The sequence below is a fragment of the Luteibacter sp. genome, assembly GCF_035539195.1.
Classification (GTDB): Bacteria; Pseudomonadota; Gammaproteobacteria; order Xanthomonadales; family Rhodanobacteraceae; genus Luteibacter.
Map to the genome: position 1 here is coordinate 108,735 of NZ_DATLIW010000038.1, position 11,893 is coordinate 120,627.

The following is an 11,893-nucleotide window of genomic DNA, read 5'->3' on the forward strand; positions in this document are numbered from 1 at the left end:
ACTCAGAGCAGGAAGAGCGCGCAAGCGCCGAAGACACAGACGAACACGGCCAGGCGAAACAACGGCGGGTGCCAGACCAGGCGATAGAGGCCGAATCGGCCTGCGACCCAGTCGAGTGCCCAGAGCAGCACCAGGGCCAGGACGAAGAGGACGAGCAGCCCCGGAACGAGGGCGTCGCCGAGTGCGATCTCACGAGGCATGGACGATCTCCTTGGCAAGCGGGGCGTTCGGCATGTACGCGGCTAGGACGGATTCCCCGTCGAGCAGCGCCATGCGGACGAGATGGAGGTGTTCGAGCAGATGGCGGACGCCATCGTGTTCGCCGACGCTGGCGATCGCCGTGGCCACGGCGTCGCGGGCCAGGAGATAGCCCGCGGCATCCGGCTTCTCGTAGAAGCGCGCCAGCGTGCGTAACGCTTCGGCGAGATACGGACGCAAGGCGAGTGGCAGGTCGGCGCGCGCCATGTCGTGACGCAGTTCGATCAGGGCGCGCCCCGTTTCATGCACGGCCAGCGCCCAGGCGATCAGCGCGCGCGAATCGGCACTGTCCGGCTCGGTCTGCGCGACCACCTGGCTCACGAGGTCGTGATTCACGCTCTCGAAGCGATGACGCAGCCCCGGTAATGGTGCTTCCGCGGCCAGCGCCACCTGTCCGCGCAACTGGGCTAGCTGGCGCCGACGCAGCCACGCGCTGCCGATCGCCGGCGGGACGACGACGAAGGACACCGCCGCCGCCCCCAGACCGACGACCTGGGCGATGGCGTCGTTGATGAAGTGCGCGGGGTCGTACACCTGCGTGTTCTTCAACGCGAGGATATACGCCAGTCCCATCGCCCAGCCCAGGCCGTACGAGGCGAGGCGCTGGCTCATCATCATCACCAGTCCCAGGGTGAGGAAGGGCGCGATAGCGATCACCAGCAACGGATAGCCATCGACCTGGGTCAGGACGAAGAATTCGCAGACAAAGCCGGCCGCCATGCCCGAGAGGTAGCCGAGCATCACCATCCAGGTGACTCGGGTCGGATTGGGAATGGTCGCGAACAAGCCGGCGAACACGGTGGCGAGCAGCATCGCACTGGAGCCGAGCGGCCAGGCGCTGGCGATCCAGAAAGCGCCGAGCGCGAGCATCGTCAGCGTCGCGCGCACGGTGGCGAGCCCGGCGCCGAGAAAATCGTTGCCGCGATCGAAACGCACCCGCTCACCCGATGCTGCAATGACGCGCGGCGCCTGCAGCGACGCCGCGGCGTCGACATACGCATGCAACTCGTCGACGAATCGCGCCAGCAGCGAGGCGCCGGTGTCGAAGTCGCGAATGTCCTGGGTATCGGTCAGAGGCTCGCGCAACGACGCCCGCTGCGTGCGCATGGTCTCGCGTGCCGCGGCCAGGCGCGGCAGCAGCTCGCGGGCCACGACGCCGGCCTCGATCGGCGCATCGAGCGCCGTGCCGATGGGCGCGTACAGTCGAATCAGCGTGTTCGCCGCGAGATCGCGGTGCGCACGCTTGAGACGATTGATGAGGTGGTGCAGCGACTGGAAGCTGGTCGAGGCGGCCATGAAGCGCTGGTTGAACAAGCGCAGGTGGCCGCTACGCGCGCGCGCCTCGGCATCTTCGAAGATGACCGAGCTTCGCAGGTCCTCGAATGTCACCGCTGCACGGACAAAGCGCAGGTGTGCGCCTTCCATGGTCTCGCGTGTCATGACGCCGCGCGTCGCGTCGCGGACGAAACCGACGAAATGCGAGAACTGCTCGCGGGCGGCACGACGCAGCACGTCGCGCATGCGGCTCGGGAAGACAACGTCGTTGACGACGCCACTGACCGCGAGGCCCAGCAACACTTCACTGATGCGCGCCCACGAGGAGTCGAAGACGCCGGGCGGATTGTCGATCACGGGAATCGCGACGATGGCGGCGGTGTAGCCGCCAAGAACGAAGGCGTACGACTTGAAGTTGCGATAGAGCGTGGCGCCGCCGGCGCAGACGCCGATCCACAAGGCAAGCGCGAGCAGGAAGAGGTCACGCTGCTGGGGAAACGAGGCCACGATGGCAATCGCCACCGTCGCGCCGGCAAGCGTACCGATGGCGCGGTAGAAGCTCTTCGCCAGCACCATGCCCGACTGGCGGTTGGCAACGATGATCGTGGTCAGCATCGCGGTGGAAGGGGCAGGCAGGGCGAGCCGCATCGCGATCCAGCCGGTGAGGAAGAACGCGATCAGCGTCTTCATGACGAACAGCCACACGGAGGCTTCCTCGCGCAGGGTCTCGGCGACGACCTGGCGGGTGAGGGGCGGCGTGATGGCGAGATCGGACACGGACATGACGGCTGCGACCTATTCGCCGTACCCGGCGAGCATCTTCTTCAGCAGGACTTCGAGCTGCGCCTGCTCCGTGGCATCGAGCTTGCGCGTCTGGCGAAAAAGCAGCGTGACGATGTCCGGGAGGAAGCTTTCGATCAGCGCGATGCCTTCGGGCGTCAGCGTCAGCGTGACCTTGCGACGATCGTCTTCGCTGGAAGCGCGCGCGATATAGCCCTTCTCGCACAGTTGCGTGGTCAGGCGGGTCACGTTGGCCGACTTCTCGCCGGCCGCATCGGCCAGCTGCGAGGGATTGAGCGAGTTGTCCGGCGAGCCGTACATCATCATGAGGATGTTGTATTCGGGATGATTGAGCCCGTAAGGCTTCATCACCGCGTTGGCCTCGTCGTGGATCTCCTTGTAGAGATGCTTGATCAGCCGGACGAGCGCGGCGGGGTCGCGCGGGAAGCCGGGATACTTCGCGCGCGTGACCTGGAGCCGGGCTTCGGTGGGGGCGAAATCGCTCATGAGGGCCGTCCTGTGGAGGGTTACCTCATAAGTATATAGTTCATTTCTGTATAATCAATACCTGATGTATATAGATGAGTCGGAACCACATGTCGCCAGTCCTTAAGCCCAGCACTTGACCCTTAAAGGCGCGAACTACCCTTAAGAGGCGCAGTGAACACCTTTTTGGGGCTTTAAACGGGGCATTTCGCGGGCAGCCAGGTGCGCCTAGCCCATTACCGCTCACCCAACCCCGCCCGCAGTGACCGTTCCCACGCACCACCTTTTCAGGCACGAATCGTGATTGAACCTAAGGGGGGCATGGTTGAGGTGGTCGCGAAGCTGATGAGAGCTAGGCAACTGGACGGATTCCATAGTTACGACAACTGCTCAAACTTTGGGAACTGCCGTTCGGCCGACCAACTTCACAACTCCCGCCATACCGAGTCATCACCTTCTGCTGCTGCCCGCACCATGACCACCGGTGCGACACGCCGAGGATGGCGCTGCATCCGGCGGCCTATTACACGCACGGCATCACCTTTGCGCCCAGCCTGACGCTGCCGCATGGCTGGCAGCTCGGCACCGCCCTGGAAACGGCTTCGCAGTCCGGTGACACCACGACGTTCAAGCCGGTCTCGTTCGAGAACCTGGTCGATTCGCCGGTCTACGCGGGTAAGTACTTCAAGCGCGTCGCGCTCAACCCGGGCGACAAGGCGCCGGTGTTCATGGACATCGTCGCCGACGAGGCGAAGGACCTGGAGATGACGCCCGAGCAGGAGAAGGTGCATCGCAACCTGGTGACGCAGGCGACGAAGCTGTTCGGCTCGCACCATTACGACCATTACGACTTCCTGTTCTCGCTGTCGGATCAGCTCGCTGGTAACGGCACCGAGCACCACCAGTCCAGCGAAGACGGACTGGGTGCCGACTACTTCACCGGCTGGAAGGATGCCGCCTCCGAGCGCGACCTGTTGGCCCATGAGTACACGCATTCGTGGAACGGCAAGTTCCGTCGTCCGGCCGACCTGTGGACGCCGAACTTCAACGTACCGATGGGCGATTCGCTCCTGTGGCTGTACGAAGGCCAGACGCAGTACTGGGGCTTCGTACTGACTGCGCGCGCCGGCATGTGGTCACCGCAGGAGTTCCGCGATGGTCTGGCCATGGTCGCGGCCAACTACGAGCGTAACCGCCAGGGTTTCCAGTGGCGTACCCTCGAAGACACCACCAACGATCCGACCATCGCGCAGCGCCAGCCGCTGCCATACCGCAGCTGGCAGATGAGCGAGGACTACTACAGCGGCGGTCAGATGATGTGGCTCGCCGTGGATGCCAAGCTGCGCAACCTGACGCATGACAAGTCGTCGCTCGACGATTTCGCGCGCACGTTCTTCGGTGTCGAGAACGGTAGCTACGTGCCGAAGACTTATACATTCGACGACGTGGTGGCAGCGCTGAACGGCGTGGCCAAGTACGACTGGGCGAGCTTCCTGAAAGCAAATCTCGACGCGACCACTCCGCCGCTGCAGGACGGCCTTGCGGCGACGATAAGGAAAGCGATTACGAGAAGGCGTATGACGCCCGGCCGGAAGCGCTCCGCCACCTGGTGAACTTCACATGGTCGATCGGCCTGACGATGACCGACAGCGGCAAGGTGAGCGACGTGCGCTGGGATGGCCCTGCATTCAAGGCAGGCGTGAGCACGGGCGTCACGGTGGTTGCGGTGAATGGCACCGCTTACTCGAAGGACGCCCTGATCAGCGCGATCACGGCAGCCAAGGGCAGTACGACGCCGATCGAGCTGACGCTGAAGTACCAGGGGCAGTTCCGTACGATTCCCGTGGACTACCACGGTGGTCTGCAGTATCCGCATCTGGTGCGGGTGGATGGGACGCCGGATTACTTGAGCGATATTATTGCTGCGAAGAAGTAGGCTTTCCTCGGTATCGGCTTCCATGGCTCGACAAGGCCGCCCGGCGAACGCCGGGCGGCCTGTATCTCCCCGGACTCGGGTCGAGATGACGACGTGCACCGGTCACGTTGACAACCATAAACGCAACATCTAAATTCGTGCGACCCTCGGTCCTACACCGAGGTCAAGGGGAAATGGAATGCTCTGCAGCTTTGCCCAGCGATGGACCTCGGCCGCGCCATGCTGCGCGTCGCCACCGCCGCGCCCATAAGTTTCCCTACGCCCCCACGCATCCCGCCGGTCTGACACCGGCACATCGCTATGGATTTTTCGATGTCGCAGACGAAGTTTCGTCGGCACGCGCTCGTGCGCCTGCTGCTTGCCACCCTGGCTGTACCGCTTGCATGGGTCGTGCATGCACAGACGACCAATCCCGAGCAGGAATACAAGAAGCTGATCAAGGTCGATCAGGAAATTGCGCCGCTGGGCGAAAATCCCTTCGGTGAATCGGTCAACGTATTCGACGGAACGCTGTCGTTCAATGTCACCGACATCAGCATTCCCGGTACCGGTCCGACCATCCAGATCAGCCGCACGTTCAAGGCCGACGGTGATGCCGACATTCGCATGGACAATGCGACGCTTGGTGACTGGGACCTTGATCTGCCTCGCCTTTCCACGCTTACGTCCAATGTGGGCACGGGTTTGGGTGGTCCTCCGAGCTACGGCTGGGTGGTCGCCACCACGACGCGTACGGATCGTTGCGCCAACTTCCGGTCTCCGCCGGATATCCAGATCGGCAAGGCCGGTCCGGACAACGATCCCGTCAAGCCGACGGCCTGGTGGAACGAGGGGTATACGCTTCGGATACCTGGCGTTGCGGATCAGGACATCCTGAGTAACGCCGAGAACCTGGCGCCCGCGCTGACCATGCCCGGTGTCACGGTCAAGGGCGTGTCGAAGGGTAACTGGCGGCTGGCCTGTCTTCCGAATACGTCGAATGGACAGCCCGGCGATGCGTTCCTGGCCATCGGTCCGGACGGCACCAAGTATTCGCTCGACCTGCTGGCCTACCGCGCTGCGCGCGGCTACAAGATCCTTCGTCAGTACGGCTACATGTTCGCGACCCATGTCGAGGACCGCTTCGGCAACTACGTGAACTACGCGTATGACGCGACGGGCCACATCCAGAGCATCAATGCGAGTGACGGCCGACGCGTTACGTTCGCACCTACCGCAGACGGCAAGCAAATCGCATCGATCACGGTCGTTGCCGGCGGCGCGACGCGCACCTGGTCTTACGGCTACTCGCCGACACCGTCAGGTCAGACTCTGACATCAATTCAGCTGCCCGATGGCAGCCGCTGGACATACGATCTGTTCCAGCTCACGTTCAATGTGCTGAGCACGCCGAAGCCAGGCCAATGCCTGGACGTTGTTCTGCCGGACAACCCATCGCTCAAGACGGGCGTTATCACCTCACCGTCGGGCCTGACGGGAACCTTCGAGGCGTTTCCCACGCAACACGCCCGCTCAGGCGTGTATTCGGCATGTGAAACAGCACCTGCCGGCCAGCCGCGCTACTGGGGGCGCCCTCGTTATTCGAATAACCTCGCCCTGCAACGGAAGCTCATCACGGGCGCCGGCCTGACCGCCCAGCAGTGGACGTATTCCTATCCGTTGGCCACGGCGAGCTGGACATCGGAATGCAATGCCGCGCCCTGCAACTACACGTCCTACTCTGATGTCATCGATCCTTCGGGCAACGCCACGCGTTACTGGTTCAGCAACCGTGCCGATGTAAGTGAGGGCAAGCCGCTTCGTACCGAGTACTACGCCGGTGCCGTTTCAGCTTCACCGGTTCGCATTGAAACCTACGAATACGCAAGCATGTCGCAAGGCCCGTGGCCGGCGAGGTACGGCAGCACGTTCAACTTCAACGGTAACCAGGATCGCGCGCAGAGCGAGATCCCGATGACCGCAAAGCACGTTTACCAGGATGGCGATACCTATAACTGGCAGGCGCTGGACTTCGACGTGTTTGCCCGTCCCAACTCGGTGCGTCGTTCCAGCAGTGCCGGTTACTCGGTCGACGAGAGGACGACTTACCAGGACGACTTCGCGCATTGGGTGATCGGCCTTCCGCTGCAAACCGACAACCTGAGCACCGGCGAGACGGTAAGTCGCAACGTTTACGATCCGAACAGCCTGACGTTGTCCGAGCGCTACCACTTCGGTCGCAAGGTCATGGGCTACACCTTCAATGCCCAGGGTCAGCTGGCCAGCTTCACCGACGGCAACAGCCACACTACATCGCTGGGCAACTACAAGCGTGGCATTCCCCAGTACGTCGGCTATCCTGATGGTACGTCGCAGTCCCTCGTGGTGGATGACTTCGGCCAGATTGCCTCGATCACCAACCAGGCGGGTGCCACGACCTCGTACGGCTACACGGAAATCGGCCGCATCGGCAGCATTACGTATCCGACCGGGGACTCGACGGCGTGGAACAGCACGGTGTTCGGCTATGCCTTGATCGGCGCGAATGAGCGAGGCATTTCCGGTGCCCACTGGCGTCGCTCGACGGCCCGGGGCAACAAGGTGGAGATGACCTATTTCGACGCCATGCTTCGCCCGATCATCCAGGACACCTACCGCTACGACGGCGGCCTGTATACCAGCTCGCGTACGGACTACGACTGGAAGGGTCGCAAGACGTTCCAGTCCTATCCGTACGACGGGGCGCCCGATCTCAATGGAATGGGCTATGGCGTCCTCAACGGCTACGATGCGCTAGGCCGGCAAACCCAGCTGTTCCAGCATTCCGAGCTCGGCGACCTGCTGACGAGGACGGAGTATCTCTCCGGCGCGACCAAGCGGGTGACCGACCCGAAGGGCGTTGCCACGACTACCGCGTTTCAGGTGTTCGACCAACCCTCGTACGACAACGCGGTGTTGGTCCAGGCGCCCGAGGGCGTCGTGCAGACGATCGCGCGCGATATCTACGGCAACCCGTTGTCGATCACGCAGGCCGGTGGTGGGCTGTCGCTTACCAAGACCATGTCGTACGACAACGAGCATCGTCTATGCCGGACCTGGGAGCCCGAATCCGGTAGCGAGATCATGGCGTACGACGGCGCAGACAACCTGGCCTGGAGCGTCGCGGGCGCCTCCTTCAATGGTGGAGGTTGCGGTCAGGACCAGGTGGCCGAGAACAGCAAGACGTCTCGCGGCTACGATGCAATGAACCGCGTGACGGCGGTGGTGTACCCCACGGGAACGCAGCCGAGCACCTTCACCTATGACCCGCTGGGCAATCCCGCAACGGCCACCTCGGGCATGGTCAGCTGGACATACGGTCGCAACAAGCTGGGCCTGATGACAACGGAGACGCTCGGCATCGACGGCTGGAGCTGGTCGCTCGGCTACGACTATGACGGCAATGGTGCGTTGAGCCAGGTGCACTACCCGGATGGCGAGATCGTGCCGTACAACCCGGATGCCTTGGGGCGCCCGACGACGGTCGGCGGTTACGTGGGCGGGATTGCTTACTTTGCTGACAACGACGTGAAGTCGTATGCGCTCGGTAGCGGCGCGCTCTATTCGGCCGAGAAGAATGCGCGCAACCTGATTCTCAACTTCACCTTCGGCAAGAACGGTGTGCCCGGCGTGAGCGAGGACTTTGCTTACGATGCGAATGGCAACGTGAGCGGGATCACCGACCAGTCCGGCAGCCAGCAGCGCAACAAGGTGATGAGTTACGACGGGCTCAATCGCCTGGTTTCGGCGCGAGCGGACAACCTGTGGGGCACGGAGAGCTACACCTACGACACGCTCAACAATCTCCGCTCGATGACCAGCGGTGGCGTCACCCGTTCATACAACTATGACGGTGCCAATCTTCTGGCTTCGATCACCAATGGAGCCACCCCGCTTCATACGTTCGCATACGACCCGCGTGGCAACACCATCGGTAAGGACGGCCAGACGCTCAACTTCGATGTGGCCAACCGGTTGACCTCGATGCCCGGCAAAGGTGACTACACCTACGACGCCGCGGGTCGCCGGGTGAAGAAGGTGACTCCATCAGCCACGACGTACTACGCCTATAACAGTGCGGGTCAGTTGATGTGGGAGTATGACAATGCGACCACGAACGGCACGGACTACATCTACCTCGGTAAGAAGCTTGTAGCCGATAGCAAGGGCGCGACGTCGATAATCGTTGGCAATATCGATGGGGTCAACCTCGGTACCGACGCGACGCTGGTAGGCTGGGCATGCTCGACGGGCTTAGCTACGCCTCTCACCGTGCATCTCTATGCCGGTGGTCCGGCAGGCACCGGCACGATCATAGGCGTCTACCAGGCCAACCTGGCCAGCGAGCCAGCAATCGCGGCCGCATGCCACGCCACGGGTACGGCGTACCGCTTCAGCATTCCGCTGACCGAAGCGAACCGCGTTCAGTTCTCGCGTCAGCCGCTTTATGTCCACGGCATCTCGCCGGTGGGCAACGCGAACCTGACCATCAACGGTTCCGGTGTATACAAGATGCCGCCATCCGCTCTCGTGCCGCCGAATCCGGCATCCGTGAGCGCTTCGGCGTCGGCGGATCTCTCGGTGATTACCGTGTCGTTCGCTCCGTCGGACACGGCGACCAGCTATACGCTCGAGCGCTCGTTCAATGGGCAGGCCTGGGCGACGATCTGGACGGGTACCGCTACCTCGGTGCCGGTCACCCAGATGATCGACGGCCAGTATGTGTTTCGGATTACGGCCTGCAATGCACATGGCTGCAGCGACCCGGTGTCCTCGAACGGGGTGACCATCGCGCATGTGCCAGCGGCACTGCCGAGCATCAGCGTCCCTCCATCTTCGTCCGGTGCGGTTGCTATCAGCTGGCCGGCGACGGCTTATGCGACGCGCTATGAGCTGGAGCACTCGACCGATGGAAACTGGCCGCAGATCTATAGCGGCGCGGCGACGTCGGTGACCATTAACGAGCCGGTGAGCGGCAACTGGTACTACCGGGTGCGTGCCTGCAACGCGAATGGCTGCGGGGGATACGCCACCAGCACGTATGTGCCTGTGACGCTGCCACCCACCGGTGCGACATCGGTCAACGGTGCCGGTACCAGCAACTCGGGTTCTTATGCCATTGGCTGGAACGGCGTGGCTGCTGCGACCTACTACAACGTCTTCGAAAACGTGAATGCGACGACCTGGGGCCTGATAGCGCAGACCAGTAGCGGCATCTGGAGTCTCAGCGGCAAGGCGGACGGCACGTACTACTACGCCGTGCAGGCATGTAATGCGGGCGGTTGTGGTCCCTGGAGCGGAACGATCGTGGTCTCGGTTGCGCACATACCGGATGTGCCGGTCGCCTATATCAGGCTGAGCAACACAGGTAAGCGGGACAATTACACGATGACGTGGACACCTGTTGCGTACGCCACGTCTTACCAGATCATGCGTATGCCCGGCAGCTCCGTCATATACAACTCCAATGGAAGCTCCTGGCTTCTCGAAGGCGGGACTGAACCCTGGGAACGTCACTTCACGTATCAGATTCGCTCATGCAACGCCGTGGGTTGCTCCGCTTGGTCGAGGTCTATGTGAGCATGAATATCAGACGAACTACCGCTATCGTGCTTGCGATCCTCATCGCGCCGCAGGCCATCGACGCGAAAACGGCCACCTATTACTACACTGATCCGCAGGGCTCGACGCTGGCGACCACGGATGCGCAGGGCAATGTCCTTTCATCGACGGAGTTCCGTCCATTCGGTGCGCCCGCGCTCGGTAGTTCCGGCGATGGCCCTTCATACACGGGTCACGTAAGTGACGCAGATTCGAGCATGATCTACATGCAAGCTCGGTACTACGACCCGGACGTCGCCAGATTCATTAGTCCCGATCCCCTGGATCTGGCTGCGGGGTCGGGATTTACGTTCAATCGGTTCAGCTATGTTTCCAACAATCCGACGTCTCTGGTGGATCCGACAGGGCTCTTCGCTGAAGGGATGAGCGCTGACGAAATTAACTGCGAGGTGTATCACTGCGAACAGTTGGGTGCGGGCGACACCGCGAGGGCGCAGAAAGGTATCCGAGCATCAAACCTTGCCAACTCGGCGCTCCAGTCGGCAGGCGTCGCTGGTACCGGATATGGCAATGTACCGTCTCTCTTGAGCGCATGGTCGGACGTAGTCGTTCCGATTGCCACGCGGCTTCAGGTGGAGGTCGGAGCGGATGTTCTTTTCCGCTCGGGGCTTGGATACCTCACGTCTGCGGCGTATAGCTCGGGCGATAGGAATCAGATCGACTTCTCATTTCTTCGCTATTCGAATCCAGCTGGAAAGCTGGGTGAGATCCACACGCATCCGGACAACAATGGCTTCTCGGGCATGACGGCAATGGGGGCGCCGATGAGAGACGACGCGATCGTGGCCGGAACCAACGGCCACGGCGACCTCCAGCGATACTTTAACCAGCATACCAACGGGTATGTGGCGCTTCCCAACGGTGCTATCTATGGCTGGAACTATGCCTCGGTGAAGAATCGCATCGATCGTTCCGGTGCAGAGACGTTAGGTGATAGTGTCACGACTATCCGGCCCGCCCATTAGCCATGTTTGAGGTGCTTTGAATGAAACGGCTCGTGATCTTGCTACTCGCTATGCTGCCGCTGACAGCAGCCGCGCTTGGTCCGGACAAGGCCTGCTTTCACCGAGGAAGCGATGCCGAAGACACGTGCGCCGTGTCGTTGTCGACACTGATTGCCCGTGGTGAAGAATTTGACGGCAAGATAGTGGCGGTCACGGGGTTTTATGCGTATTCAGATCGCCCCATGCTGTTCGCGTCGCGCGACGCCTTTCTTGTATCGGATGCTGCGGACGCCGTAGGCATCCAGGTGCCGAAGCCAGGTCCGCTGGCTCAGGTACTTTCCTCTGCGGATCATCAGTACGTCCGAATCCTGGGGCGGTATCACGCTACGGCCCTTGACGTTTCAGCTCAAGGTGGCCTACGGACAGGAGGCTATATCACCGAGCTGACGGCGGCGGGTGTCAAGGGGAATGAGCCTTGGGGGTATTCGCTTCCGATGCCATACGACGCTCGTAAGAAGTAGAGCGAAGCCCGCGGCAGAAGCATCGGAGTTTCTCATCTGCTCAGGCCGCATCC

Annotated in this window: 6 protein-coding genes and 1 pseudogene; 4 read left to right on the forward strand and 3 right to left on the reverse strand. The window is 62.0% G+C overall.

The genetic code is table 11. From position 1 onward, the window contains the following. Positions 1–2 precede the first annotated feature (2 nt). Genes VM621_RS15965 through VM621_RS15975 form a run of 3 tightly spaced genes read right to left on the reverse strand, consistent with a single transcriptional unit; the run spans position 3 to position 2,820 of the window. The gene (locus VM621_RS15965) at positions 3–200 is read right to left on the reverse strand and encodes a DUF1656 domain-containing protein (RefSeq protein ID WP_159894793.1); all 198 of its coding nucleotides are present in this window, start codon (positions 198–200) and stop codon (positions 3–5) included. Beyond that, positions 190–2,316: an FUSC family protein gene (locus tag VM621_RS15970; RefSeq protein WP_325469955.1), complete on the reverse strand. Its 2,127-nt coding sequence runs from the start codon at positions 2,314–2,316 to the stop codon at positions 190–192. Before VM621_RS15970 ends, VM621_RS15965 begins: the two co-directional genes overlap by 11 nt. A 12-nt stretch (positions 2,317–2,328) precedes the next feature. Continuing rightward, positions 2,329–2,820 (reverse strand): MarR family winged helix-turn-helix transcriptional regulator, encoded by a 492-nt coding sequence (locus tag VM621_RS15975; protein WP_325469956.1) that lies wholly within the window; start codon positions 2,818–2,820, stop codon positions 2,329–2,331. A gap of 476 nt (positions 2,821–3,296) precedes the next feature. On the opposite strand from VM621_RS15975, the pseudogene VM621_RS15980 reads away from it, so the two are divergent. The 4 genes and pseudogenes from VM621_RS15980 to VM621_RS15995 form a co-directional block, all read left to right on the forward strand. After that, a pseudogene (locus VM621_RS15980) lies at positions 3,297–4,735 on the forward strand (M61 family metallopeptidase); the annotation flags it as partial. Positions 4,736–5,047: 312 nt separating this feature from the next. Next, a complete protein-coding gene (locus VM621_RS15985) occupies positions 5,048–10,333 on the forward strand; it encodes a hypothetical protein (protein ID WP_325469957.1) in 5,286 nt (1,761 codons plus the stop codon). Positions 10,334–10,335: 2 nt separating this feature from the next. Continuing rightward, positions 10,336–11,340, forward strand: a complete 1,005-nt coding sequence (locus VM621_RS15990) for an RHS repeat-associated core domain-containing protein (RefSeq protein ID WP_325469958.1) — start codon at positions 10,336–10,338, stop codon at positions 11,338–11,340. Positions 11,341–11,360: 20 nt separating this feature from the next. Beyond that, complete coding sequence (locus tag VM621_RS15995; protein WP_325469959.1) at positions 11,361–11,840, forward strand: hypothetical protein; 480 nt, start codon at positions 11,361–11,363, stop codon at positions 11,838–11,840. Positions 11,841–11,893: the final 53 nt, after the last annotated feature.

Coding starts and splice junctions, on each gene's coding strand:
- VM621_RS15965 (WP_159894793.1), bottom strand. CDS start 200: ATGCCTCGTGAGATCGCACTCGGCGACGCCCTCGTTCCGGGGCTGCTC.
- VM621_RS15970 (WP_325469955.1), bottom strand. CDS start 2,316: ATGTCCGTGTCCGATCTCGCCATCACGCCGCCCCTCACCCGCCAGGTC.
- VM621_RS15975 (WP_325469956.1), bottom strand. CDS start 2,820: ATGAGCGATTTCGCCCCCACCGAAGCCCGGCTCCAGGTCACGCGCGCG.
- VM621_RS15985 (WP_325469957.1), top strand. CDS start 5,048: ATGTCGCAGACGAAGTTTCGTCGGCACGCGCTCGTGCGCCTGCTGCTT.
- VM621_RS15990 (WP_325469958.1), top strand. CDS start 10,336: ATGAATATCAGACGAACTACCGCTATCGTGCTTGCGATCCTCATCGCG.
- VM621_RS15995 (WP_325469959.1), top strand. CDS start 11,361: ATGAAACGGCTCGTGATCTTGCTACTCGCTATGCTGCCGCTGACAGCA.